This window comes from Caballeronia sp. LZ016, from assembly GCF_031450805.1.
GTDB lineage: Bacteria > Pseudomonadota > Gammaproteobacteria > Burkholderiales > Burkholderiaceae > Caballeronia.
In genome coordinates this window covers 1,425,318-1,449,539 of record NZ_JARTVY010000001.1, presented here as the reverse complement: position 1 = coordinate 1,449,539, position 24,222 = coordinate 1,425,318, and the positions used below count along the sequence as shown (strand labels likewise).

At 64.6% G+C, this 24,222-nt stretch carries 22 protein-coding genes; 15 read left to right on the top strand and 7 right to left on the bottom strand.

The features are described from left to right. Window positions 1–1,479: 1,479 nt before the first annotated feature. On the top strand, window positions 1,480–1,788 hold the full coding sequence (locus P9220_RS06960; protein WP_309764180.1) for a DUF4148 domain-containing protein: 309 nt from the start codon (window positions 1,480–1,482) through the stop codon (window positions 1,786–1,788). A 220-nt stretch (window positions 1,789–2,008) separates the two neighbouring features. Further along, entirely contained in the window at window positions 2,009–2,788 is a 780-nt protein-coding gene (locus P9220_RS06955) for a DUF2242 domain-containing protein (protein ID WP_309764179.1), read from the top strand. Window positions 2,789–2,891: 103 nt separating this feature from the next. Here the strand turns inward: P9220_RS06955 and P9220_RS06950 are convergent, their stop codons facing one another. Further along, a complete protein-coding gene (locus P9220_RS06950) occupies window positions 2,892–3,266 on the bottom strand; it encodes a BON domain-containing protein (protein ID WP_309764178.1) in 375 nt (124 codons plus the stop codon). On the opposite strand from P9220_RS06950, the gene P9220_RS06945 reads away from it, so the two are divergent. From P9220_RS06945 to P9220_RS06925, 5 genes are all read left to right on the top strand, one after another. Continuing rightward, window positions 3,265–3,615 (top strand): hypothetical protein, encoded by a 351-nt coding sequence (locus P9220_RS06945; RefSeq protein ID WP_309764177.1) that lies wholly within the window; start codon window positions 3,265–3,267, stop codon window positions 3,613–3,615. The two genes, P9220_RS06950 and P9220_RS06945, sit on opposite strands and share 2 nt — an antisense overlap. Window positions 3,616–3,835: 220 nt before the next feature. Next, window positions 3,836–5,323, top strand: coding sequence for a TAXI family TRAP transporter solute-binding subunit (locus P9220_RS06940; RefSeq protein ID WP_309764176.1), 1,488 nt, complete (start codon window positions 3,836–3,838; stop codon window positions 5,321–5,323). Between the two features lie 188 nt (window positions 5,324–5,511). Further along, on the top strand, window positions 5,512–6,192 hold the full coding sequence (locus P9220_RS06935) for a 2-hydroxychromene-2-carboxylate isomerase (RefSeq protein WP_309764175.1): 681 nt from the start codon (window positions 5,512–5,514) through the stop codon (window positions 6,190–6,192). A gap of 142 nt (window positions 6,193–6,334) precedes the next feature. Continuing rightward, entirely contained in the window at window positions 6,335–7,303 is a 969-nt protein-coding gene (locus tag P9220_RS06930; protein ID WP_309764174.1) for a LysR family transcriptional regulator, read from the top strand. A 15-nt stretch (window positions 7,304–7,318) separates the two neighbouring features. After that, window positions 7,319–8,236, top strand: coding sequence for an AraC family transcriptional regulator (locus tag P9220_RS06925; RefSeq protein WP_309764173.1), 918 nt, complete (start codon window positions 7,319–7,321; stop codon window positions 8,234–8,236). 30 nt (window positions 8,237–8,266) lie between these two features. Here the strand turns inward: P9220_RS06925 and xdhC are convergent, their stop codons facing one another. The 3 genes from xdhC to xdhA are packed head-to-tail and all read right to left on the bottom strand — an operon-like array spanning window position 8,267 to window position 12,643. After that, window positions 8,267–8,758: a xanthine dehydrogenase accessory protein XdhC gene (gene xdhC, locus P9220_RS06920; protein ID WP_309764172.1), complete on the bottom strand. Its 492-nt coding sequence runs from the start codon at window positions 8,756–8,758 to the stop codon at window positions 8,267–8,269. Continuing rightward, complete coding sequence (gene xdhB, locus P9220_RS06915; RefSeq protein ID WP_309764171.1) at window positions 8,755–11,118, bottom strand: xanthine dehydrogenase molybdopterin binding subunit; 2,364 nt, start codon at window positions 11,116–11,118, stop codon at window positions 8,755–8,757. Before xdhB ends, xdhC begins: the two co-directional genes overlap by 4 nt. A 10-nt stretch (window positions 11,119–11,128) precedes the next feature. Next, the gene (gene xdhA, locus P9220_RS06910) at window positions 11,129–12,643 is read right to left on the bottom strand and encodes a xanthine dehydrogenase small subunit (RefSeq protein WP_309764170.1); all 1,515 of its coding nucleotides are present in this window, start codon (window positions 12,641–12,643) and stop codon (window positions 11,129–11,131) included. 340 nt (window positions 12,644–12,983) lie between these two features. Here xdhA and P9220_RS06905 point away from each other — a divergent pair, with 340 nt between their 5' ends. From P9220_RS06905 to P9220_RS06890, 4 genes are all read left to right on the top strand, one after another. Further along, window positions 12,984–14,204 (top strand): MFS transporter, encoded by a 1,221-nt coding sequence (locus P9220_RS06905; RefSeq protein ID WP_309764169.1) that lies wholly within the window; start codon window positions 12,984–12,986, stop codon window positions 14,202–14,204. 332 nt (window positions 14,205–14,536) lie between these two features. Further along, window positions 14,537–15,283: a GntR family transcriptional regulator gene (locus tag P9220_RS06900; RefSeq protein ID WP_309764167.1), complete on the top strand. Its 747-nt coding sequence runs from the start codon at window positions 14,537–14,539 to the stop codon at window positions 15,281–15,283. A 12-nt stretch (window positions 15,284–15,295) separates the two neighbouring features. After that, a complete protein-coding gene (mdtD, locus tag P9220_RS06895) occupies window positions 15,296–16,729 on the top strand; it encodes a multidrug transporter subunit MdtD (RefSeq protein WP_309764166.1) in 1,434 nt (477 codons plus the stop codon). A gap of 187 nt (window positions 16,730–16,916) precedes the next feature. Next, window positions 16,917–18,191, top strand: coding sequence for an EAL domain-containing protein (locus P9220_RS06890; protein ID WP_309764165.1), 1,275 nt, complete (start codon window positions 16,917–16,919; stop codon window positions 18,189–18,191). 58 nt (window positions 18,192–18,249) lie between these two features. Here the strand turns inward: P9220_RS06890 and P9220_RS06885 are convergent, their stop codons facing one another. The 3 genes from P9220_RS06885 to xseA form a co-directional block, all read right to left on the bottom strand. Further along, window positions 18,250–18,402, bottom strand: a complete 153-nt coding sequence (locus tag P9220_RS06885) for a hypothetical protein (RefSeq protein WP_309764164.1) — start codon at window positions 18,400–18,402, stop codon at window positions 18,250–18,252. A 153-nt stretch (window positions 18,403–18,555) separates the two neighbouring features. Then, the gene (locus tag P9220_RS06880) at window positions 18,556–19,137 is read right to left on the bottom strand and encodes a Fe-Mn family superoxide dismutase (protein WP_309764163.1); all 582 of its coding nucleotides are present in this window, start codon (window positions 19,135–19,137) and stop codon (window positions 18,556–18,558) included. A 206-nt stretch (window positions 19,138–19,343) separates the two neighbouring features. Further along, window positions 19,344–20,720: an exodeoxyribonuclease VII large subunit gene (gene xseA, locus P9220_RS06875; protein WP_309764162.1), complete on the bottom strand. Its 1,377-nt coding sequence runs from the start codon at window positions 20,718–20,720 to the stop codon at window positions 19,344–19,346. 457 nt (window positions 20,721–21,177) lie between these two features. Here xseA and lpxK point away from each other — a divergent pair, with 457 nt between their 5' ends. The 4 genes from lpxK to adk all read left to right on the top strand — a co-directional run bounded on the left by lpxK (window position 21,178) and on the right by adk (window position 24,140). Further along, complete coding sequence (gene lpxK / locus P9220_RS06870) at window positions 21,178–22,194, top strand: tetraacyldisaccharide 4'-kinase (RefSeq protein ID WP_309764161.1); 1,017 nt, start codon at window positions 21,178–21,180, stop codon at window positions 22,192–22,194. Continuing rightward, a complete protein-coding gene (locus P9220_RS06865) occupies window positions 22,175–22,381 on the top strand; it encodes a Trm112 family protein (protein WP_309764160.1) in 207 nt (68 codons plus the stop codon). The genes lpxK and P9220_RS06865 overlap by 20 nt, the downstream gene beginning before the upstream one ends. Before the next feature lie 19 nt (window positions 22,382–22,400). Further along, on the top strand, window positions 22,401–23,192 hold the full coding sequence (kdsB, locus tag P9220_RS06860) for a 3-deoxy-manno-octulosonate cytidylyltransferase (RefSeq protein ID WP_309764159.1): 792 nt from the start codon (window positions 22,401–22,403) through the stop codon (window positions 23,190–23,192). A gap of 285 nt (window positions 23,193–23,477) precedes the next feature. After that, a complete protein-coding gene (gene adk, locus P9220_RS06855; RefSeq protein WP_309764158.1) occupies window positions 23,478–24,140 on the top strand; it encodes an adenylate kinase in 663 nt (220 codons plus the stop codon). Window positions 24,141–24,222 lie beyond the last annotated feature (82 nt).

Below are 24,222 nucleotides of genomic sequence, written 5' to 3'. Positions count from 1 at the left end.
TTGACACCGGCGACGGATCGTAGCGTCCGCACCGTTTCGCGCGCTTTTTCCTTCGAGCGATGCGCGCCCATTTCTTCGATCAAGTGCGTAAAGCCTCGAAGCCCACGGTGCACGGCACCTTCTTCATTTGCGTTCATCAGACTTCCTTGAGCATGCGCAAGCTCATTATGCGCCCCCGGTACAAGGGGCGCGTGATTATTGCTGCAATGTCCGAGACGGCGCCTGTCACGGCGGGTCAGAAGGCGCCTCGCGCATCGTCAACCTGACGTCGTGCCGGTCGAGACATGAATGACACGAGACACGAATGCAACACCGCACGCGCAGGAACATTTCGCCGTTCGCGAGACAACGTCCTGGAAAGGTGTGCTCGCTAAATCAGTGCCCGACATGTTCCGTCTCGAATTGCGGAGCCCAGGCGCGAGTATGAATGCAGCTGTTCTGACGGGCCCGGCCCTAGGCAAGCTCACCAATGAAGCGGAGTCACCGCACGAACCTTAACGGTGCACTATTGACCAACCAGTTTCAAACCGTTGCGCCGTAAAACTGCAGGAGCCCAGTCGAACCCAATGGGCACTGTGTCCCCAATTGACGGTGAAGCACGCCATCGCACGACGGATCGATACGCTGGCTTTATTAAGTTTTGGATCGATCCTTGCGTTTTACCGTCGGGGCGCAAGTAGGATCACCGTCACCGCGGAATCGATCGTGCCAGGTTTGAGCACGCTTTATGTCGCTCCGCAGAGGATCTTATGCTTGCCGTCTTGATCGCACTTGCCCGAGGGCCATATGGATGAAGATGGAAGCTATATGGCGGATGGCAAAAGAGACGCTGGAGCGCTGGCGTGACAGCATGAACGAACCGATCACGATCGGTGTTGGCGTGTCGGCGCGGACTAAACCGATTCGCTCTTCGGAGAGGGCTTCTCGAACCGCGCTGATCTGCCGTCCTGCATTCCCGCGTCGCCTCTATCGTTGAGTGCTGTGATTTGGCAGGTCCGAGAGAGAACCAGTCATTCGAACGGCGTCGGTGAGGCGAGACTGACCGACCGCAATTGGCCGGGACCTGTCCGACACCCTGCGCCGGCGGGTCGGCCTTTGCGGACGTTCGTGCGTCTGGGGTTCTCAGGTAGCTGTCATCCGCATTTCGGCCGTTTGCACGTTACTTTGCTTTAGACAGCGGGTCCGCTTGCCCGCATGGACGGGCATCTGTCTAGGGCCATCAGGATCAACGCGCGTCTCGTGACGAACGGCGAGCGAAGGGCCTCGCCGGAAGTTCGTGAGCGGGAATCGATGAGATGAAAATCAATCCACAGCCGCGACCCGATTGATCAAATTAATGCAGTTTCGACAAAACTGATTTTGCCGCATCAGGGTTTCTACTCAGAGACGACACGCCTACACTGCCTCTCAACGACGAAGCAGCGGGCAAACACCTTCCCGCCAGCAACGTTCCCTGAATCAAATCGCGGAGAGTTCATCATGTTCAAGTCGATCGTTCCTGCCATCGTTATTGCGTCTGCTTTGGCGGTTCCTGCTCTTGCTCAAGCGCAGAATAACGGCGCCCTCACTCGCGCCGAAGTTAGAGCGCAACTCGTCCAACTGGAGCGCGCCGGCTACAACCCGGCGAGCGACCACGCTACCTACCCCGTCAACATTCAAGCCGCGCAGGCTCGCGTCAACGCGCAGCAAGGCGTCGCGGAGTCGTCGTTCGGCGGTGCAACGGATGGCGCGTTCGCATCGGGACGCGCGGTGAGCGCTGTCGACGCAGTCGGCTACGATCGCCCGTAAGTGGACAGGCGGTTTGCCGCCAGCGAAGCCCGGCTCATAGCCGGGCTTTTTCGCTTTCCGGAACTTCCCGAAAGCCCCGCCCGTGGAGGCTTTGCGCTGGTCCGCTAACTGTAAGCCACGGATTTCACAACGATTTCGGATTTTGCTTTTCCATCGGCCAGTCCGACGGCACTACAATTTGTGTCTGCCGTTGTCACACATTTCGTTTTCGCCGCCGCCCATGCCTATCTCGTCGTTGCGCCTCGCCTTCGTTTCCCTCGGCCTTCTCGCCCTCGCCGCCTGCGGCGGTCGTGCCGCCACCACCCCCAGCTATCAGCAGGAGCTGTTCAGTTCCGGCGCGAGTCCCTACGCGCATAACTTCGACGCCACCGTGAAGGAAACTTGCGAAGCGGCCCGCCGCGCGCTGCTGTCGCAAGGCTTCCTCACGACGATGGCTCAGCCTGATACCGTCGACGCCACCAAGAATTTCCAGCCGAACGCCGAGACGCACGTCGTCGTCTCGTTTCACGTCGTCTGCACGCCGGGCGAGAACACAGCCAATCAGAGCATCGCCTATGTGAACGCCGTGCAGGACGGCTATGCGCTCAAGAAGAGCGATACGTCCGCGAGCGTCGGCCTGAGCGTGCTCGGCTCGCTTTCGTTGCCGATCCGCTCGAACAGCGACGCAATGGTCAAGATTTCGAGCGAAACCGTGCCGGCGGGCAAGTTCTACGACCGCTTCTTCAATCTGATGGGCCACTATCTGAGGACGGTGCCGCGCAGTTCGCCCGTCGCGGCCGACGAAGTCGAGAGCAAGCCGCTCGCGCCGTCGTTGATACTGACTTCGCCGGAACTCACGCCGACGCCGATCGTCGTGCAGGCGCCCGCCGCAGCCGCTACGGCGATTCAGGCGTCCGATGCCGCCGCCGAGACGAAACGCCAGGCGCAGGCAGCGGCGACGGCAACCGCCAATCCCATGGCGGCGTCGGCGGCCGATGCCGCATCGGCGGTGGCGCACTGAGCGTCGGCATCGATCGAACACAAAGCACGAACGAAAACGGGCTCCGGCGACAAACCGGAGCCCGTTGCACTTCTCCCGGCGGCTGCCCGCCGGAATGCGCCGCTTATTTCCCGCCGTTCTGCGGGCTCAGCGTGAGTTTGTTCGAGACGGACTTCACGCCCGAGACGCCCTTCGTCACTTCTTCCGCCTGCGCGATCTGCGCGCCTTCCGGCACCGTGCCCGTCAGCGTGACCGCACCGCTGCGCGCACGCACGAACACGTTCGACACGTCGAAGCCTTGCGCCTTCGACAACGCGCGGCGGACGGAATAACCGAGCGAGCGATCGGTCTTCTTGGTCGCGGATTTCTGCGCCTTGGTCGGCGCGCTGGCTTCGGTGCTCGTGGTGGCCGCCGCATCGCTCGACTGGGCATAGGCGCTCGACGCCACCGCCACGCAGACCACGACGCCCAGAGCCTTCAATAGATCGACAACTTTCATGGTTTCTCCTTTTGTTTCGCTTGTTGACTTCGCACTATGCTACTTCGCTCGTTTGCACATCAAACCGGATCGCATCGCCCGGCAAGGGGCGACGGCATCGGGCGATCGTGGCCGCGCGAATCGTCGACGCGAACGCGCTGACGATTGCACGGCGAAGAGGCCGCGATGCTGTGATGCGGTGCTGCGAGAGGCTGGCGAAGAAACGAAAACCCGGCCGATCGATTCGGGCTTGATGGCCCTCGGCTCGTCTATGGATGTCCTGCCGCACGGCGCACGCTCGATGCGCGGTCTGCGCCAGTCGGTGCGGCGCATGCCCGGAATGCCCAACTATCGGGTTTCGGACAGATAATTCTTATCGTACGGCGGCGAACGTCAATTTAGCCCAGCGCGGCCATTAGCGCAAAGCATTTAACGACGCGTCGCGCGGTTCTATCGGGCGCACGCAACGAGGGTGGACAAAGCGCCGGGCGCGTCCATACGCATGTCACATTCGGATGACCGAATGCGTGAGACTCCCGCGCCGCCCGTTCGGGTAAGCTCTCGGCACGAAATTGACTCGAAGCATCGATATGACTCAGCCCGACGCGGACAAGGAACCCGCAGCCTCCGACACCGCTACCAGCCCGCGACGCCGGCCGCCACCGAAGATCGTCGCGCGCTTCGTCGCCATTTCCTGGCGCGATCTGGCGATGACATTCGGCCCGATCGTGCTCGTGGCCATCGTCGCGCTGTACTTCGCCGTGCGCCTGATCCAGCCCGCGCCGCCGAGCACCCTGACCATCGCCGCCGGTCCCAAGGGCAGTTCGTTCTGGAACAGCGCGCAAAAGTACAAGGCGATCCTCGCGCGCAATCGTGTGACCCTCGACGTGCTCGAAACGCAAGGCTCGTTCGACAACCTCACGCGGCTCTCCGATCCGGATTCGGGCGTCGACGTAGGCTTCGTGCAAGGCGGCATGACGAGGCCGGGCGCGACGCATGACGATCTCGAATCGCTCGGCAGCGTGTCCTATGTGCCGCTTGCGGTGTTTTATCGCGGCGCGCCGGTGTCGCGATTGTCCGAGCTGAAGGGCAAGCGCCTCGCGATCGGCGCGGAAGGCAGCGGCACGCGCCTGCTCGCGCTCACGCTGCTGAAGGCGAACGGCATCGAGCCCGGCGGCGATACCCCGCTGCTGCCGCTCGCCGGCGATGCGGCCGCTCGTGCGCTCGAAGACGGTCAGATCGACGCAGTCTTCCTCACCGGCGATTCCGCGCAGCCGCCGACGATGGCGAAGCTCCTGCGCACGCCCGGCATCCGCTTCATGGATTTCGCCCAGGCCGACGCCTACGCGCGCCGCTTCCCGTATCTGACGGAAATCGAGCTGCCGATGGGCGCGTTCGATCTCGCGTCGAACCTGCCGCCGCATCCCGTCCACATGGTCGCGCCGACCGCCGAACTCGTCGCGCGCGACAGCCTGCATCCGGCGCTGTCGGACCTGCTGATCGAGGCCGCGCGCGAAGTCCACAGCCGCGCCGGCCTTTTGCAGCGGGCGAACGAGTTTCCCGCGCCGCTGGTCCACGAATTCCGCATCAGCGACAACGCCGAGCGGTATTACAAGTCGGGCAAGAGTTTTCTGTACCGCACGTTGCCCTTCTGGGTGGCGAGCCTCGCGGATCGCGTGCTGGTCGTGCTGGTGCCGCTGATCGTCGTGCTGATTCCGGCGCTGCGCCTCGTGCCCGGCCTGTACCGGTGGCGCGTCAAATCGCGCATCTATCGCTGGTATGGCGCGTTGATTGCAATCGAACGCGAAGCGATCAGCGGCCCCGACACGGCGCAGCGCGACGCTCTGCTCGACCGCATCGACGCGATCGAATCGGCGGTCAACCGCATGAAGATGCCGCTCGCGTTCGCCGATCAGTTCTATGTGCTGCGCGAACACATCGGCTTCGTGCGGCAGCGGCTCGCGCAAGCGGCCGTCGCTCCCATCGCCGCGAACGGTGCGGACGCGGACCGGCCGCGCGAGCGCTTCGCGGCATCGAGGACTGCGCCGCGTGCAGACACGGAGCAAGGCAGCACGTAATATCGAATCATTCGGTCGTGGAACGTGGATGCGGCCGGAAGGACACGCGGCGCTTTTTTGGCCACGAAGAATGCAGGACACGACGCCCGCGCCTGACGACAACTGGCCATGCTGGCGATACGCGCGCGATGCAATCAGCGATGACCACGAGGCCAGCGCCAGGCGCGCCAAAAGCAAGGAGAAACGACATGAGTGCCCCGCATTCGGCCGCTGACGGCCGGCCGTATTTTTTCTTCGATTTCATCTCGCCGTTCTCGTACCTGCTCCTCGAGCAACACGAGAAGTGGCCCGACATTCCGTTCGAGCTCGTCCCCGTGCAGTTGCTCAAGCTGCTCGACCGCTGGAAGCAGCCGCACGCCGCGACGATTCCGTCCAAGCGCGTCTTCACGTACCGGCACGCGCTTTTCCGCGCCGAACAGCTCGGCATTCCGTTCCGGATGCCGCCCGCGCATCCGTTCGATCCGGTGAAGGCACTGCGGCTCGCGGTGCTCGCGAACGGCGATATCGCCGTCGTGCGCGACATCTTCCGCTTCATCTGGCGCGAAGGACGCGATCCGTCGACGCCGGAAGGCTTTCGCGCGCTGTGCGAGCACGTCGGCATGCCGGAGGCGGAATCGCGCATCGACGATGAAGACCTCAAGGCGAAACTGCGCGACAACAACGACCGCGCCGTGGAGATGGGCGTGTTCGGCGTGCCGACGTTCATCGTCAACGACCAGATCTTCTGGGGCGAAGACACGCTGCCGATGGTGCTGTACGTCGCGCGCTCCCCGAACTGGCTCGACGCCGCCGAAGTGAAGCGCATCAGCAATCTGCCGATGGCGCCGAAGGAAGCGGACTTCGGCAACGCGGCGGAAATGGGCGCATAGCGCGGCAGTACGCAGTGAGCCGATGCCGCGCATAGGGCGTGCGCTATGGCGTCGAAAATCGGAACGCGGTTAACTTCGGTTGCGGCGTGGCGCGCGTGATGACGACGCGCGCGCCGCGTCATCCGCTCTCTTGCCCCAAGCCATGAACGATCCCGCCGATTCCCTCGACATCTGGCTCATTCGCGTGTTGCGCACGCTGCTTCTGGAGCGCAGCGTCACGCAGACCGCGCAGCGGCTCAATCAGACGCAGCCGGCGATCAGCACCGCGCTGCGCCGCCTGCGCGAGATTCTCGGCGATCCGATCCTCGTGCGCGGCAAGCAGGGCATGGTGCCGACCGAATACGGCGAGACGCTGCTCGCGCCGGCGCAGCGTGCGTTGCGCGAAGTCGAATTCGTCGCGACGCCGCACGGCGATTTCGATGCCGCCAGTTCACGCCGCACCTTTCGCATCGCCGCGCCGGATTACCTGAACGATTTCTTCATGCCGACGCTCGTCGCCGCTTTCCGCGATGCCGCGCCGAATGCGCGGCTTGAGATTGAATCGCTGAATCCAATGCGCGATCACGAACGCGCGCTCGACGAAGGCGAGATCGATCTGATGGTCGCGAACTGGACGAAGCCCGAACCGCGCTTCGAACGCCACGATCTTTTCACCGATGTCTTCGTGTGCCTGATGCGCGCGAATCATCCGCTCGCGCGCGAGCCGCTGACCGCCGAACGCTACGCGCTCGCCGCCCATCTCGCGCCGACGCCGTATAGCGGCGCGAAGCGTCATCCGATCGATATCGGTCTCGCGCGGGCGGGCATCCGGCGCCGTATCGTCACGACGATTCCGTACTTCGGGCTGGTGCCGCAGGTGCTGTTGCAGTCGGACCTGATCTTCACTGCGCCGCGCCGCTTCGCGCAGCATTACGCGGCGATGCTCCCGCTCGCCGTGCTCGATTCGCCGGTGCCGTTTCCGCGCATCAAGTGTTATCAGCTTTCACAGCCGCAGCCGGATGAATCGACCGATATCGCGTGGCTGCGCACGCTGATGTCGCGCGTGTCGGATTCGCTGACGAACCGGAAGGCCGTCGTCGGTGAGGAGTTCGCAATCGCGGTTTCCAAATGACATCGCTGTCACGATATGGACGCTCTCGACCGTTTGATCCAACTGGCGCATCTTTCAGGCGCGCTCGATTTGCGCTGTCTGCTGAGCGGCCCGCTCGAAGTCGATCATGCGCCCGCGCCCGCTGGCGAAGCGGTGTATCACGTCGTGTTGAGCGGCGCGTGCCGCGTGTTGCGCGAGGGTCACGCGCCGATTGTGCTGAAGGCAGGCGATATTCTGTTCCTGCCTCGCGGCGATGCACACGTGCTCTCCATCGATGGCGACGCTGATTCCCGGCTCGACGCGATGCAGGCGCGCGACAACGGCGCAGTCATCGTGCGGAGCAATTGCGGCGAACAGGCGCCCGCGCTCGATCTGCTGTGTGGACGCTTTCTGTATGCGCCGCGCGCGCTGCTGATCGATGTGTTGCCGGATGTCGTGCACGTGTCGTTCACGAGCGCGTCGGCGCCGTATCTTGCGCCGCTCGTCGGCGGCATGCGACGCGAAGCGGAGGAAGCGCAGCTCGGCGCGCCGTCGATCGTGGCGGCGCTTTCCACGGCGCTATTCACGATGCTGCTGCGTGCATGGCTCGCCGGGCAGCCGACGCTCGCGGGCGTGCTCGGGCTGCTTGCGAACCGGCGATTGGGCGCATCGGTGATCGCGATGCTCGAGCGCCCCGCCGAGCCGTGGACCGTCGAGATGCTGGCGAAGGAAGCGGCGATGTCGCGCGCGACGTTCATGCGCGCGTTTTCGGCGCACTCGGAGACGCCGCCGCTCGCGCTGTTGAGTCATGTGCGGATGCAACTCGCAAGCTCGATGCTCGCGCGCACGACGAAGAGCATCGCGGATGTCGCGGCTGACGTGGGGTATCAGTCGGAGGCGGCTTTCTCCAAGCGGTTCAAGGAGGTTTATGGGGTGGCGCCGGGGAGGTATCGGGTCGAAGGCGCGGCAGGATGAGCGCAAACCCAGCGACGCGTTGCCGATTCCCTACGCCGCCGCGCCCGCCGTCGCCGATGCGCGCACAGCCTCCCGCACCCTCAACACTTGCGCCGCCACCGCCAGGGCGATCGCCGGCGGCGCTTTGTCGGCGATTCCTTCGACGCCGATCGGACACGTCATCTCCTGCAAGCGCTCGGGAGCCAACCCACGCTCGATCAACCTTCGCTCGAACTTCACCCGCTTCGTCTTCGAACCGATGAGCCCGAAGTAAGCGAAGTCGCGCCGCCGCATGATCCGCTGCGTCAGCGTGAAGTCGAGCGAATGATCGTGCGTCATCACGATGAAATACGACCCCGCCGGCGCTTCATCGACGATGGCTTCAGGCGCGTCCGTCGCTTCGATCTGCACGTTGGCGGGCACTTCATCGGGGAACAGTTCGTCGCGCGCATCGACCCATTGCACGACGCACGGCAGCATGCCGAGCACGTTGGCAAGCGCGTGACCCACGTGCCCCGCCCCGAAGAGAACGACATGCATCATGACCGCGCGCTCCTCACCGCATTCACCGCGCGCAGGATCTTCTCGGCCGTGGCCGGGGCGTGCAACGGCGGGTTCACCTTGTGATCGCCGACAGCCGACACCGCATCGCGAATCGCGAAGAACACCGAGAACGGCAGCAACAGCGGCGGCTCGCCGACCGCCTTCGAGCGATGAATGCTGTCCTCCGCGTTCCGGTTCCTGAAGAGCGACACGCGGAAGTCGGCGGGCATGTCGTTGACGGTCGGAATCTTGTATGTGGACGGCGCGTGCGTCATCAGCTTGCCGTTATCGTTCCACCAGAGTTCCTCGGTCGTGAGCCAGCCCATGCCCTGCACGAACGCGCCTTCCACTTGCCCGATGTCCAGCGCCGGATTCAGCGATGCCCCTACGTCATGCAACGCATCCGCGCGCAGCACGCGCATCTCGCCAGTAAGCGTATCGATCACCACTTCCGACACCGCCGCGCCATACGAGTAGTAGAAGAACGGACGGCCCTGCATCGTCGCCTGATCCCAATGCAGCTTGGGCGTCGCGTAGAAGCCATCGGACCACAACTGCACGCGCGCGAGATACGCCTTCGCGACGACTTCGCCGAACGGAATCGCGTCATCGCCGACGATCACGCGATCGTTCGCGAACCGCACGTCCGCCGCCGATACCGTACCCGCACCGAACTTCTCCGCCGCAAACGACGCAAGCCGCTCGCGCAACTGACGCGCCGCATCCTGCGCGGCCTTGCCGTTGAGATCCGTTCCCGTCGATGCCGCCGTCGCCGATGTATTCGCCACCTTGCTCGTATCCGTCGCGGTCACGCGCACGCGGCCGAAGTCGATCCCAAGCTCGTGCGCCACCACTTGCGCGACCTTCGTGTTGAGGCCCTGGCCCATCTCCGTGCCGCCGTGATTCACGAGAATGGAGCCATCCGTATAGATATGAACCAGCGCGCCAGCCTGATTGAAGTGCGTCACATTGAACGCGATGCCGAACTTCACCGGCGTGAGCGCGAGACCTTTCTTGAGTACGTCGTTGTTCGAATTGAATTCGCGCACCGCTTCGCGCCGGCGTCGATACTCGCTCGTCGCCGCGAGCTCGCCGATCAGCTCGGGCAGCACGTTGTCCTCGACCGTCTGCCCATACGGTGTGCGGTTGTTCTCGGTCTTGCCGTAGAGATTCGCGAGGCGCACATCGAGCGCGTCGCGGCCGACCGAACGCGCGATATTGTCGATGATGTACTCGATCCCGAACGCGCCCTGTGGCCCGCCGAAGCCGCGAAATGCGGTGTTCGACTGCGTGTTCGTCTTGCCGCAATAGCCTTCGATCGCCACGTGCGGCAGCCAGTACGCGTTGTCGAAGTGGCAGACGGCGCGCGTCATCACCGGCCCCGACAAATCGGCGGAAAAGCCGCAGCGCGATGTCATGTCGACGGCGACGCCTTCGATCACGCCGTCATCGTCATAGCCGACTTCGAAGTCGTACACGAAGTCGTGGCGCTTGCCGGTGATCATCATGTCGTCGTCGCGGTCGGGGCGCAGCTTGACCGGACACAGCAGCTTCCACGCCGCGAGCGACGCGCAGCACGCGAACAGGCCCGATTGCGATTCCTTGCCGCCGAAGCCGCCGCCCATGCGCCGGCACTCGACGAGCACGTGATGCGACTGCACGCCGAGCACATGCGCGACGAGATGCTGCATCTCCGTCGGATGCTGCGTCGAGCAGTAGACGTGCATGCCGTCGTCCTCCTTCGGCACGGCGTAGGCAATCTGTCCTTCGAGGTAGAACTGCTCCTGGCCGCCCAGCTTCATCGCGCCGCGTTCGTAATGCGCGGCCTTCGACATGTGACTCGCCGCGTCGCCGCGCGAGAGCTTCAGCGGATTGAGCACATACGACTGCGCGCGCCGCGCATCTTCAGCGGTCAGCACCGCGGGCAAGTCTTCGAACGCGATCTCCGCGCGGCGCGCCGCGAGCCGCGCCGTATCGTGCGACGTCGCGACGACGATGAACATCGGCTGGCCGACGTATTGCACGACGCCCGGCGCGAGAATCGGATCATCATGGATGATCGGACCGCAATCGTTGACGCCCGGAATATCGTCGGCGGTGAAGACGGCGACGACGCCCGGGGTCGCGCGCACCGCGTCGAAGTTCATCGAGACGATCTTCGCGTGCGCCTTCGGACTGAGACCCAGCGCGGCGTGCAGCGTGCCCGCGACAAGCGGGATATCGTCGGTATAGCTCGCGCGTCCGCTTACATGCAGATGAGCCGATTCATGCGGACGCGATACATGCACCTGCTTGAAATCGTCGGCGGCGTCGGCTGCGGATTGCGCTTCGGCGAGAAAGGCTTCGGCTTGCTGATTCATTTCGATATCCTCACTTCACTTCGACGAGTTCGATCGCGCGCACATCCAGCTTCGATTTCGCAAGCGGATCGTGCGGGCGCGTCTCCAGCCAGAAGCGATACAACAGGCTCTTCGCCGTATTCATCCGATAGCCGCTCGACGCCCGCATGTCGGTGAGCGGCGCGTAGTCGTCGGCGAGCGCGCGCATCGCGGCTTGAGCGGTGGCTTCATGCCATTGCACATCGGCGAGCGCGGCTTCGGCGCGCGCGGCGCGCTTCGGCGTCGCGGCCATGCCGCCGAACGCGATGCGCGGCTCGCGAATCACGTCGCCATCGGCGATATAGGCGAACGCGGCGCAGACGGCGGAGATATCGGAATCAAAGCGCTTCGAGAGCTTGTAAGTCCGAAAGCGCAGATTCGCCCGCTTGCCCGTGCGCGTCGGCACCTTGATGGCGGCGACGAATTCGTGCTCGGCCATGTCCTTCTTCTGATACGCGACGTACAGGTCTTCGAGCGGCATCTCGCGCGTCCCGTCGATGCTCGCCAGCACGACGCGCGCGTTCAGTGCGATGAGTCCGGGCATCGAATCGCCGATGGGCGAGCCGTTCGCCACGTTGCCGCCGAGCGTGCCGGCATTGCGAATCGGCAACGACGCGAAGCGCAGCCACATTTCCTCGAGTTCGGGATACGTCTTCACGAGTTCCGCATACGCGCGCTCGACCGTCACGCCCGCGCCGATCTCGATCCACGCTTCCGTCGTCTCAACGCGCTTCATCGCCTCGATCTGGCCGATGTAGATGACGTCGCCGAGATCGCGCAACTGCTTCGTGACCCACAAACCGACGTCCGTGCTGCCCGCGAGCAGGCGCGCGTTCGGCCTGTCGGCTCTCAGCTTCGCGAGGGCTTCGATGGTGCGCGGGGCGTCGAACTGCCGGCCCGCGTGCTCGTAGTGGAAGGTGTCGTCGCGCTGAAGCGTCGCGAGCGTCCTTGCCAGCGATTCAACATCGAGCGGCGCGAGCGGCGCGTGATCGAACATGCGCTCGGCGGCGTCGATGATCGGCCGATACCCCGTGCAGCGGCACAGATTGCCCGTCAGCGCGTCGCTGATTTCCTGTCGCGACGGCATCGACTTGTGCGCGCAATTCGCGCTTGCATGGCCGTGCTTTTCGTAGAGCGCGAACATCGACATCGCGAAGCCCGGCGTGCAGAAGCCACATTGCGATCCGTGGCAATCGACAAGCGCCTGCTGCACCGGATGCAGCGAGCCATCCGGCTGGCGCAGGTCTTCGACGGTGAACAGCGCGCGGCCATCGAGCGTCGGCAAGAACTGCACGCACGCATTGACCGCCTTCAACGCGACGCCGCCCGCGCCGTCCGGCTCGCCGACGACGACCGTGCACGCGCCGCAATCGCCCTCTGCACAGCCTTCCTTCGTGCCGGTGCAGCGCGCGTCTTCGCGCAGGTATTGCAGGACGGTGCGCGTCGTCGACGCGCCGCTGACTTCGCGGATGGCGTTGCGATGATAGAAACGGATGGGCTCGCTCATGGAATCGTGTCTCGCGGGGCTTCGATGCTTCTTGCTGGTTGCGCGGGGTGCGCAGCCGGTGGCGATGAGGTCGGCGGACTCATTTTCAGATTGGTCCGATCGCCTCGATGCTTCGAAACCTATCACCGCCAAAATGCGCGACCCATAGCCGGCATTGCATGAACGACATATTGATGTCGCGATGAGTTGCCAAAGCCTTACGCAGCAAGGCGCGAGCGAAATCCGCACGAGCGTCCGCGATGAAGATTTGGACTGGACGGTTACAAAAGCGGCGCGACGTTGCGCCGCAACATATGGGAGAATCACGCCTTCCCGCCGAGTTCAACCCCGCGTTTTCCCTATGTCCTCCGACTCCTGCACTGCTGCCGCCCCGCAAAGCGATCTGGCGGTCACCCTCCGAATCGTTTCGGTCGTGCTGTACACGTTTCTTTGCTATCTGACGATCGGCATTCCGCTCGCGGTGCTGCCCGGCTTCGTGCATACGGACCTCGGCTATGGCTCGGTGATGGCGGGCGCGGCGATCAGCGTGCAGTACTTCGCGACTCTCGTGTCCCGGCCGCTCGCGGGCCGCACCGCCGACACGCTCGGGCCGAAGAAGACGGTCCTCTACGGGCTGGCGGCATGCGCGGCAAGCGGCGTCCTGTTGCTCGGCTCGGCGCTCGCGGCGCAATGGCATGCGGTGAGTCTCGTGCTGCTGGTGATCGCGCGGCTCGTGCTGGGCTTCGGCGAAAGCTGGGTCGGGACGGGATCGATCACGTGGGGCATCGGGCGCGTGGGGGTCGCGAACAACGCGAAGGTGATTTCGTGGAACGGCATCGCCACTTATGGTGCGCTGGCGATCGGTGCGCCGCTCGGCGTCGCCATCGATCATTCGCTGGGCTTCGGCGCGCTTGCGCTGATCGTGATTGCGCTCGGCGCTCTCGGCTACTGGCTCGCGACGCGCATGGCGAGCGTGCCGGTCGTGCATGGCGAGCGGATGTCGTATCGCAGCGTCTTCTTCCGCGTGCTGCCGTACGGGTTCGGGCTCGCGCTGGGATCGGCGGGATTCGGGTCGATCGCGACGTTCATCACGCTGTTCTACGCGGCGCATCACTGGCCGAATGCGGCGCTGTCGCTGACGGTGTTCGGCACGACGTTCGTCGGCGCCCGGCTGCTGTTCGCGAACACGATCAAATCGTACGGCGGGTTCCGGGTGGCGATCGTATCGTTCGCGCTCGAATGCGCGGGGCTCTTGATGCTGTGGCTGTCGGCGGACCCGACGTTCGCGCTGGCGGGCGCGGCGTTGACGGGATGCGGCTTCGCGCTCGTGTTCCCGGCGCTGGGCGTCGAAGCGGTCAGCCTCGTGCCGCCCGCGAGCCGGGGCGCGGCGCTGTCGGCTTACTCCGTGTTCCTTGACTTGTCGCTCGGATTGACCGGGCCGCTCGCCGGATATGTGGCGGGCGAGTTCGGGTATGGGTCGGTGTTCCTGTTCGCGGCCGTCGCGGCGGCGATGGCGGTGGCGTTGTCGGCCGCGCTGTATATGCGGGCGGGGCGAGGTGTCGGCGGGGCGGCCAGGGCTTGATTTTCATTGGCGACGCGCTACCGTCGATGTGACTGCCGCGCACCCGTGAATCACCCCGATCACGTGCTCTGTGCAAATGGGATCATCACCGGCTTTCTGCACCGGGCATCGCGATAACCGGCGATGTCCTCCTCGGTCGACTGGTATTCATTCGGCCAGCTGTGCTGCGCGCTCACTCCTGACAGCATCGCAAACGCGCCTGCATGTTGCTGGCGCCACTCTTCTCGCCGATGCGCGTGTCGCACGCATCCGTCGACAGACCGCGAAAGTGCCCGCCCCTTCGTCTCCACCGTTTGTCTTAAAATCCCCGCTTAGCCCTCAGCGTCCGATTTATGAACTCGACCGCAGAAGACCGCTGGCGCGACTTGCGCCCGGACCCGGACAGCGACACGCCGCTTTACCTCCAACTCGCCCGCAAGCTCGCCAACGCCATTCACGAGAACCGCTGGAACGCCGGCGAAGCGTTGCCCTCGGAGCGCGTGCTGTCCGAGGCGCTCGGGGTGTCGCGGATCACGTCGAGAAAAGCCATCGCGCTGCTCGTCGAACAAGGGCTGATTCGCCGCGAACAAGGCGCGGGCAGCTTCATCAAGCCGCGTTATGAAGACCCGCTCTCGCGTCTGTCGAGCTTTTCCGAAATGCTTCGGCGACGCGGATTTCAACCGAGTTCCAAGTGGCTATCGCGCACCATCGAGCCGGCCAACCGCGAAGAAGTCATTCAGCTCGGGCTGTCGCCCTCCGCCGCCGTCACGCGCCTCAAGCGCCTGCGTCTCGCCGACGACACCGTCATGGCCGTCGAGAACTCCACCTTCCCCGCCTCGCTCGTCCCCGATCCGCTTTCCATCGGCGATTCGCTCTACAGTTATCTCGATACGCGCGGCCTGTCGATCGTTCGCGCGCTTCAGCACTTTCGCGCGGTCAACGCGAGTCCGGAGATTGCTGAACAGATGAGCATCGCGCCACACGACGCGCTCTTGCTGATCACGCGCGTCGGCTATACCGCGGATCAGCGCGCCATCGAGCTCACCGATACGTACTGTCGCAACGACTATTACGACTTCGTCGCCGAACTGCGCAAATAACGCCGCCCGCCCATGACCGATACCGCCACAGCGCAGCCAGACGATCGATCGCTCTCCATCATGCTGTGGCTCGTGGCGACGGGCTTCTTCATGCAGACGCTCGATTCGACCATCGTCAACACCGCGCTGCCCGCGATGGCCAGAAGTCTCGGCGAAGCGCCGCTGCGCATGCAGGGCGTCGTGATCGCGTACTCGCTCACGATGGCGATGATGATTCCCGTATCCGGCTGGCTCGCGGACAAGCTCGGCACCAAGCGCGTGTTCTTCAGCGCGATCCTCGTGTTCACCATCGGCTCGCTGCTGTGCGCGAATGCGCAATCGCTGCAGGCGCTCGTCGCCTATCGCGTCGTGCAGGGCGTGGGCGGCGCCATGCTGCTGCCCGTCGGACGGCTCGCCGTGCTGCGCGTGTTCCCGGCCGAACGCTATCTGTCCGCACTCGCGTTCGTCGCGATTCCCGGGCTGATCGGGCCGCTCATCGGACCGACGCTCGGCGGCTGGCTCGTGCAGATCGCGTCATGGCACTGGATCTTTCTGATCAACGTGCCGGTGGGCATCGTCGGCTGCATCGCGACGAACATGTATATGCCCGACAGCCGCAATCCCGCGACGCCGCGCTTCGATCTCGCGGGCTATCTGCTGCTCGCGGTCGGCATGGTCGCGCTGACCATCTCGCTCGATGGCCTCGCCGATCTCGGCCTGCAACACGCCATCGTGCTCGTGCTGCTGATATTGAGCTTCGGCTGCTTCATCGCTTATGGCCTGCACGCGACGCGCGTCCCGCAGCCGATCTTCTCGCTCGATCTCTTCAAGATCCACACGTTCAGCGTCGGCTTGCTGGGCAACCTGTTCGCGCGCATCGGCAGCGGCGCGATGCCTTATCTGATTCCGCTGCTGCTCCAAGTGAGCCTCGGCTATACCGCGTTCCAGGCCGGTCTGATGATGCTGCCCGTCGCCGCCGCCGGCATGCTGAGCAAGCGGCTCGTGACGCGGCTGATCGAGCGCTTCGGTTATCGGCCGGTGCTGGTGGTGAACACGGTGCTCGTCGGCCTGATGATGGCGAGTTTCGCGCTGACGAGCACACATCAGCCGCTCTGGCTGCGCGTCGCGCAACTGGCCGTCTTCGGCGCCGTCAATTCGATGCAGTTCACCGCGATGAACACGCTCACGCTGAAAGACCTCGGCACCGGCGGCGCGAGCAGCGGCAACAGCCTGTTCTCGCTCGTGCAGATGTTGTCGATGAGTCTCGGCGTGACCGTCGCCGGCGCGATACTGTCGACGTTCACGGGGCTTCTGCCGCGCGTCACCGAGACGAACTCCCTGCCCGCCTTCCACGCGACGTTTCTCTGCGTCGGCGTGATCACGGCGGCGACCGCGTGGATCTTCGGGCAGCTCGCGCCGGAAGTGCGTGGCACGGCGAGGAAGCCGGACCCGTCGGAATCGAACTGAAGGTGCGCCGCGCACCGCGCCGGTGCCGGCCGCACCGCGACGCGACGCTCGCTTGACACCCCGTTCATCGCCTGCGCATCAAACAGGCGGTTCGAGCGATTTGCATGTTTTTTGCTCGAACGGTCGAACGCCCGATCTTGTAGACTGCCGTTATCTCAATAAGCCGATTTTCGCGCACGCCCAGACCATGAGCATGGTTGATATCGACCCTCCCCGCTTCCAGCCGCCGCGCCCGGTTGCAGGCGACGACGGTTCGCGTCGCACGGTGCTGTACGGCGAATACACGGTCTTCAGCGTGTTTCAGCCGGTGTTCTCCGTGTCGCACAGGCGGGCGATCGGTTATCACGCGTCGCTGCGCGCGCGCGATGAAGCGCATCGCCATGTGCCGTCGCATGAAGTGTTCACGCAGGCGGCGCGGCGCGGCGATCTGCTCGAACTCGGGCGGCTCGCGGAATCGCTCCATCTGGGCAACTTCAACGCGTTCGATAGCCACGACGAATGGCTCTTCCTGAGCCTGCATCCCGCCGCGCTGATGGACACGAGCTATGGCGACGCGCTCCTCGCCGCGCTCAAGGACATCGGCTTGCCGCCGCAGCGTGTCGTGCTCGAAGTGCCCGAGCAGGCGGGCGGCGAGACGACGCGCTTCACGGACATCGTCGATTCGCTGCGCAAGTCCGGCTTCCTGATCGCGCTCGATGGCTTCGGCGTGAAGCATTCGAATATCGATCGCGTGTGGCATCTGCGGCCCGATATCGTGACGCTCGACCGCTGCATCCTTCAGCAGGCGACCGAGCATTCGCATATCGAACGCGTGCTGCCGCGGCTCGTGTCGCTGCTGCATGAATCGGGGCAACTGGTGCTGATGGGCGGCCTCACCACCGAACGCGACGCGTTGATCGCGCTCGAATGCAACGTCGATTTCGTGCAGGGCGCGTACTTCGCGCAGCCGAGCGTCGAGGCGGTGCATCCGCAAGTCGCGGCAAGCGCGATGGACGCGCTGTCGGCCGCATCGCGGGAACGCGTCGTCGCTCGCGAGCGCGCACAGGCGACGCGTCTCGAGCCGTACGTAAGCGGGCTCGAGCGTGCGGCCGTCAAGCTGATGGAAGGCGAAACGCTGATTGCCGCGACGAGCGAATTGCTGCAACTCGCCGATACGGCGCGCTGCTTCCTGCTCGATCACGCCGGGCGGCAGATCGGCGATAACGTCGTGCCGGTCGTGCGGACATCGCAACGCGCGAAGCGCTTCAGTCCGCTGCTGCATTCCGAAGGCGCGAGCTGGGAACGCCGGCCGTACTTCATCGAGGCGCTGCGCGCGCCGGGGCGTGTGCATCTCACGGCGCCGTACCTGTCGATCAATGAGGCGCACTTGTGCGTGACGGCGTCGATCGCAGCGCAGACGCCGTTTGGCTTGCAGGTGCTGTGCGTCGATATCAACTGGGAAGCCGCGCCGAGGCGGGGTTGATCTCAACGCAAGCTGTCCGAAGCAATGTCGGGCGCATGCGGTGCGAAGAAGCGATGACTTACGCGCTCTCGTTTGACTCCGGCCGCAGCAGGTCGAACCCGGCCAGCACGAGCACGCCCGACAGCACGATAAAGGCGGCCGAATGCCGGCCGAAATAGAGCAGCGCCGCGGCCGGCCAGGCTGTCAGGCATAAGGCTGCGAAGCGTTTCATGATGCGATTGCGTTCCCGTGAGAACGCTATTTTAATCGCTCGGCCGGAGCGTGCCGCGCGTCGAACGGACGCAAAAAAGCCCTCGCGCGGAGGGCTTTTTCGCATCGACCGGCATCGTCGCGAAGCCGGTTGTGCATCGACGATGCAGCGAACTCAGGCGCCGAAATTCTTCGCGGCGAAGTCCCAGTTCACGATGTTCCAGAATGCTTCGATGAACTTCGGACGCGCATTGCGATAGTCGATGTAGTACGCATGCTCCCACACGTCCAGCGTGACGAGCGGCTTGCTGTCGGTGGTCAGCGGCGTGGCGGCGTTGCTCGTCGAAACGATGTCGAGCGTGCCGTCGGTCTTCTTCACGAGCCAGGTCCAGCCCGAGCCGAACGTGCCCACGGCGACCTTCGCGAACTCTTCCTTGAACTTGTCGAACGAGCCGTACTTCGCGTTGATCGCGTCAGCCAGCGCGCCGGTCGGAGCACCGCCGCCGTTCGGCGACAGGCTGTTCCAGAAGAACGTGTGGTTCCACGTCTGAGCCGAGTTGTTGAACACGCCGCCCGACGACTTCTTCACGATCTCTTCGAGCGACAGGTTCTCGAATTCAGTGCCCTTGATCAGCTCGTTGAGCTTCGTCACATAGGTCTGGTGGTGCTTGCCATAGTGATACTCGAGCGTTTCTTCCGACATGTGCGGAGCGAGCGCGTTCTTGTCGAACGGCAGCGGCGGGAGCGTATGTTCCATGATTGCGAGCTTCCTTTCTATGTGAATTGTGGGACTGTGAGGAGTGAAGCAGTGGAGCAATGGATTGTAGGCGAGTTGGGATAACCCCGCAAACCGCCCGCCTTTATGAGGAAGATCGCTTTCATACCGCTAAAAGCAGCGTAAGAAGTGCTCGCGACAATGTGCCGACATCGGCATCGGCACGTCAAAAATGCGCCGCGCCCGCTTCAGAATTCGTCGGACAGACGCGGCTGGACATCAGCGAGCAAGACATCGGCCGATCCTTCCGCGAGGTGCACCGTCAGCGGCCGCTTCGGCTTCAGCGCATTCGGCGCACGCAGCGCGCGGCCGGTTTGCGCATCGATCAACGCGGCATAGCCGCGCTCGAGCGTGCGCTGCGGACTAAGCACTTGCAGCCGCGCCGACAGTTCCGACAAACACGCTTTCTCGCGCTCGCGACGGCGCTCGTTCGCGCTCTTGAGACGCCCCGCCAGCCGCAAGACATGCTCGCTTTGCGCAGCGACATCCGGGCGACGGCGCGCCCATCGATACTGCATGAGCGCAAAATGCGCGCGGGCATCGCGCACGGGGCGTCCGCCCGCCGCAGCGAGCCGGCTCGCCAGCTGCCGCAGATGCACGCGCTGCCGCGCAAGCCGCTCCGCCGGACTCACGAGCCGGCGCGCGAGCCAGTCGAGCTGCTGCTCGCGGCGTTCCATCGACCGGCCGAAGCCGCGCGCGAGCGCCGCATGCCGATGATCCAGCTCCTGCAGCAGCAGCACGCGCTGCGGGCTGACGAGCTCCGCCGCGCCGGTCGGCGTGGGCGCGCGGACATCGGCGGCGAAATCGGCGATCGTGAAATCCGTCTCGTGACCGACGCCGCTCACCACCGGCACCTTGCTTGCGGCAATCGCGCGCGCGAGCACCTCTTCATTGAACGCCCACAGATCTTCGATGGAGCCGCCGCCACGGCACACGATCAGCACGTCGATGGCATCGGCTTCACGGCGAGCGTTCGCGGCTTCGACCATCGCCGCGAGCTTCGCGCCGACGCCCGCGCCCTGCACCGGCGCCGGATACACGATCACCGGCACATGCGGCGCGCGGCGTGCGAGCGTGGTGAGCACATCGCGCAAAGCGGCCGCCTGCAGCGACGTGACGATGCCGATGCCGCGCGGATGCGTCGGCAGCTTGCGCTTGCGCTCGGCGGCGAAGAGTCCTTCGCTTTCGAGCTGCGCCTTGAGCCGCAGAAACGCTTCGTAGAGACGGCCCTGTCCGGTTCGCCGCACGGCTTCGACGCTCAACTGCAATTCGCCGCGCGGTTCGTACATCGTCACGAGGGCGCGGACTTCGATCTTGTCGCCTTCGCGCGGGGTGAATTCGGCGTACTGCGCGCGGCTGCGAAACATCACGCAGCGCATCTGCGCATTGGCATCCTTGATCGAGAAGTACCAGTGGCCGCTTGCCGCCCGCGTGAAGTTCGACACTTCGCCCGACACCCATACGAGCGGAAAAGACCGTTCGAGCATCGTGCCGATTGCGCGATTGAGGACGGAAACGGGAATGACAGCGTCGCCGCCTTGCGTCGGCAAAGAGTCGGGAGTCATGGCTGCAAGTCGATAAAAACGCGCCGGGCCGAGGCTGGCGTCCGGACAGATGCGTGCGAGTGTAACAAGTGTCCACACAGGAAGACTTACCGGACTACGCCCACAACCGCCGCGAGAGACCGATGAGTTCGTCGCAAGTGATTGATACAAATGGATTAAATCTCACGGCCGGAGAATTTCGCCGAAGCAACTCTTGCCCGAAGCGGATTCGCGCGTCTTCCGGCGCAAGTTCTTCACAGAGTTATCCACAGGCGGCTGGCGCGCAGCGGCGACTGGCGCACGGCCCGCTCGCGCGATAGAGTGCCGGGTTCGTGCACCGGCGCGCCCTCCTCTGGCTGGACCTTTGGACGAGCCGCGCCGGTCCAACCGTTCAACGAGAGACCGACATCGAAGGAGTTGCCGTTGCGCGCCCTGCCGTATCCGACGTCTTTGCCGCATTCCGATGCAAGGGCGGTCCATGTCTGACTTCAAGCCGCCGATCGAAAACTTTCTGGCCCGCGAGTGGCGCCGGCGCGGCCCGGTCGCGTGGGCGCTGACGCCCTTCGCGTGCATCTTCGGCGCAATCGCCGCGACGCGCCGCGCGTTCTACGAGCTCGGCTGGATGAAGCGTGTCGATGTCGGCGTGCCGGTGGTCGTCGTCGGTAACGTGACCGTCGGCGGGACCGGCAAGACGCCGACGGTGATCGCGCTCGTCGAAGCGCTGCGGGCGGCGGGCTTCCAGCCGGGCGTCGTTTCGCGCGGATACGGCGCGAAGGTCCGGCAAGCGACGAGCGTGACGCCGACGAGCGCCGCTGCCGAGGTCGGCGACGAGCCGCTTCTGATCGCGAGGCGCACGCATGCGCCGGTGTTCGTCTGCCCGGACCGCGTCGCGGCGGCGCGAGCGCTTTTGCAAGCGAATCCCAACGTCGATGTGCTCGTCAGCGACGACGGCCTGCAGCACTATCGCCTCGCGCGCGCGTGCGAACTCGTCGTATTCGACGACCGACTGGGCGGCAACGGCTTCCTGCTGCCGGCCGGGCCGTTGCGCGAGCCGATGTCGCGCCATCGCGATGCGACGCTCATCAACAGCCCCTACGAACGCACGCTTCCGCCGTGGCCGAACACCTTCGCGCTCGAACTCGAATCGGGTGACGCGTGGCTGCTCGACGACCCCGCGATGCGCCGTCCGCTCGCCGCCTTTGCGGGCGAGAAAGTGGTCGCGGCAGCGGGCATCGGCTCGCCCGAGCGATTCTTCGCGACGCTGCGCGCGGCGGGCATCGCGCCCGCGACGCGCGCGTTTCCGGACCACTACTCGTATCGCGAGAATCCGTTCGCCGCCGTCGAGGCCGACGCGATCCTGATCACCGAGAAGGATGCAGTAAAATTCGGGGCCTGGCGCGATGCGCGCATCTGGGTCGTTCCCGTGCAGGCCGTGCTCAGGCCTCGCCTCATCGCTCTCGTTGTGGAGAAACTCCGTGGACGCACGTCTGCTTGAAATCCTCGTCTGCCCGATCTGCAAGGGTCCGCTCAACTACGACCGCGCGGCGCAGGAACTCGTCTGCAACGCGGACAAGCTCGCCTATCCGATCCGCGACGGTATTCCGGTGATGCTCGTCGACGAAGCCCGCCAGACCGTCGAAGGCACGCCCGTCGAGCCGCTGAAGCCGGCCGGCGACGCGTAATAGTCATCGGGTCATCGCCATGTCCGTGCCGTTCATCGCCGTCATTCCCGCGCGCCTCGCGTCCACGCGGTTGCCGAACAAGCCGCTCGCCGATCTCGGCGGCAAGCCGATGGTCGTGCGCGTCGCCGAGCGTGCGCGCGAATCGGGCGCGAGCCAGGTGCTCATCGCGACGGATTCCGACCGCGTCGTCGAAGCGGCGCGCGATCACGGCATCGAAGTGATGCTCACGCGCGCAGATCATCCGACCGGCACCGACCGCCTCGCCGAAGTCGCCACCCGCCTGAACTGGGACGATAACGCGATCATCGTCAACGTGCAGGGCGACGAACCGCTCGTCGATCCGCAACTCGTGCGAGATATGGCCGCGCATCTCGCGGCGCACGGCGAATGCGCGATCGCGACCGCCGCGCATCCGATCCACGATCCCGCCGACGTGTTCAACCCGAACGTCGTGAAAGTCGTGCTCGATGCGAAGAGCGTCGCGCTCTACTTCTCGCGCGCACCGATTCCCTGGGCCCGCGACGCGTGGCAGCCGCAATGGCCCGACGTCGCCGCGCTATCGGCGCAACCAGCCGTTTCCGAAAACGTGCTGCGACATATTGGCCTATACGCTTATCGCGCGAAGTTCCTGCGCGGCTTCCCGAAGCTCGCGCAAGCGCCCATCGAAGCCGCCGAAGCGCTCGAACAACTGCGTGCGATGTGGCACGGCGAACGCATCGCGGTCCGCGTCACGCATGACGCGCCGCCGCCCGGCGTCGATACGCCCGCCGATCTTGCGCGCGTTCAGGCGCTCTTCTCCGGCGCGAACTGAAAGCGCCGCACAACCGGTGTAAACCCCGCCAAACGCCCGCGCGGCGGGCGTCATAGCGGTTTCCATAGTCGCTATTAAGGCCGCGATCGTAATGAGCCGTGGCATAATCAAGCGATTGCGCGAGCCTCCCGGTCAGCGCCACGCTCAACGTTGCGCCGCTGTCCGCGGGTGCCGCGCCGCCTTTCGAATCGGCCGCGCCGCCCTGTCGTCGACGCCGCACGGGCGTCGGCTGCGAATGTCATGGGCTCGCGTCGAGCGGTTTCTAGACGATTCGGAGATATCACCATGCGTTTGATCCTGTTGGGCGCGCCCGGCGCGGGCAAGGGCACCCAGGCAAACTTCATCAAGGAAAAATTCGGCATCCCGCAGATTTCCACCGGCGACATGCTGCGCGCGGCCGTCAAGGCGGGCTCGCCGCTCGGCGTCGAGGCGAAGCGCTTCATGGACGCGGGTGAACTGGTGCCGGACGAACTCATCATCAATCTCGTGAAGGAACGTCTGCTCGAAAGCGACTGCGCGAACGGCTATCTGTTCGACGGTTTCCCGCGCACCATTCCGCAAGCGGAAGCGATGAAAAACGCCGGCGTCGTGATCGACTTCGTGCTCGAGATCGATGTCCCATTCGATGAAATCATCGCCCGCATGAGCGGACGCCGCGTGCATTCGGCGTCGGGCCGTACGTATCACGTCAAGTTCAATCCGCCGAAGAACGACATGCTCGACGACATCACCGGCGAGCCGCTGATTCAGCGCGAGGACGACAAGGAAGAGACCGTGAAGAAGCGTCTCGACGTGTACGACGCGCAAACCAAGCCGCTGATCGCCTATTACAACGACTGGGCCAGGACCGGTCCGTCGAACGGGCTGAAGGCGCCGGAATATCGCAGGATTTCGGGCCTCGGTTCCGTCGATGAAATCCGCGCGCGCGTGTTCGATGCGTTGAAGTAAAACGCCGCACGCAAGCCATCGAAAACCCGCTCAGAACGAGCGGGTTTTTTTACGCCTCGATTCGCTACACTCGACACGATAG

Bases quoted from the DNA above. Each gene is read 5' to 3' on its own strand.
- P9220_RS06960 (WP_309764180.1), top strand. From the start codon at position 1,480: ATGTTCAAGTCGATCGTTCCTGCCATCGTTATTGCGTCTGCTTTGGCG.
- P9220_RS06955 (WP_309764179.1), top strand. From the start codon at position 2,009: ATGCCTATCTCGTCGTTGCGCCTCGCCTTCGTTTCCCTCGGCCTTCTC.
- P9220_RS06945 (WP_309764177.1), top strand. From the start codon at position 3,265: ATGGTTTCTCCTTTTGTTTCGCTTGTTGACTTCGCACTATGCTACTTC.
- P9220_RS06950 (WP_309764178.1), bottom strand. From the start codon at position 3,266: ATGAAAGTTGTCGATCTATTGAAGGCTCTGGGCGTCGTGGTCTGCGTG.
- P9220_RS06940 (WP_309764176.1), top strand. From the start codon at position 3,836: ATGACTCAGCCCGACGCGGACAAGGAACCCGCAGCCTCCGACACCGCT.
- P9220_RS06935 (WP_309764175.1), top strand. From the start codon at position 5,512: ATGAGTGCCCCGCATTCGGCCGCTGACGGCCGGCCGTATTTTTTCTTC.
- P9220_RS06930 (WP_309764174.1), top strand. From the start codon at position 6,335: ATGAACGATCCCGCCGATTCCCTCGACATCTGGCTCATTCGCGTGTTG.
- P9220_RS06925 (WP_309764173.1), top strand. From the start codon at position 7,319: ATGGACGCTCTCGACCGTTTGATCCAACTGGCGCATCTTTCAGGCGCG.
- xdhC (WP_309764172.1), bottom strand. From the start codon at position 8,758: ATGATGCATGTCGTTCTCTTCGGGGCGGGGCACGTGGGTCACGCGCTT.
- xdhB (WP_309764171.1), bottom strand. From the start codon at position 11,118: ATGAATCAGCAAGCCGAAGCCTTTCTCGCCGAAGCGCAATCCGCAGCC.
- xdhA (WP_309764170.1), bottom strand. From the start codon at position 12,643: ATGAGCGAGCCCATCCGTTTCTATCATCGCAACGCCATCCGCGAAGTC.
- P9220_RS06905 (WP_309764169.1), top strand. From the start codon at position 12,984: ATGTCCTCCGACTCCTGCACTGCTGCCGCCCCGCAAAGCGATCTGGCG.
- P9220_RS06900 (WP_309764167.1), top strand. From the start codon at position 14,537: ATGAACTCGACCGCAGAAGACCGCTGGCGCGACTTGCGCCCGGACCCG.
- mdtD (WP_309764166.1), top strand. From the start codon at position 15,296: ATGACCGATACCGCCACAGCGCAGCCAGACGATCGATCGCTCTCCATC.
- P9220_RS06890 (WP_309764165.1), top strand. From the start codon at position 16,917: ATGAGCATGGTTGATATCGACCCTCCCCGCTTCCAGCCGCCGCGCCCG.
- P9220_RS06885 (WP_309764164.1), bottom strand. From the start codon at position 18,402: ATGAAACGCTTCGCAGCCTTATGCCTGACAGCCTGGCCGGCCGCGGCG.
- P9220_RS06880 (WP_309764163.1), bottom strand. From the start codon at position 19,137: ATGGAACATACGCTCCCGCCGCTGCCGTTCGACAAGAACGCGCTCGCT.
- xseA (WP_309764162.1), bottom strand. From the start codon at position 20,720: ATGACTCCCGACTCTTTGCCGACGCAAGGCGGCGACGCTGTCATTCCC.
- lpxK (WP_309764161.1), top strand. From the start codon at position 21,178: ATGTCTGACTTCAAGCCGCCGATCGAAAACTTTCTGGCCCGCGAGTGG.
- kdsB (WP_309764159.1), top strand. From the start codon at position 22,401: ATGTCCGTGCCGTTCATCGCCGTCATTCCCGCGCGCCTCGCGTCCACG.
- adk (WP_309764158.1), top strand. From the start codon at position 23,478: ATGCGTTTGATCCTGTTGGGCGCGCCCGGCGCGGGCAAGGGCACCCAG.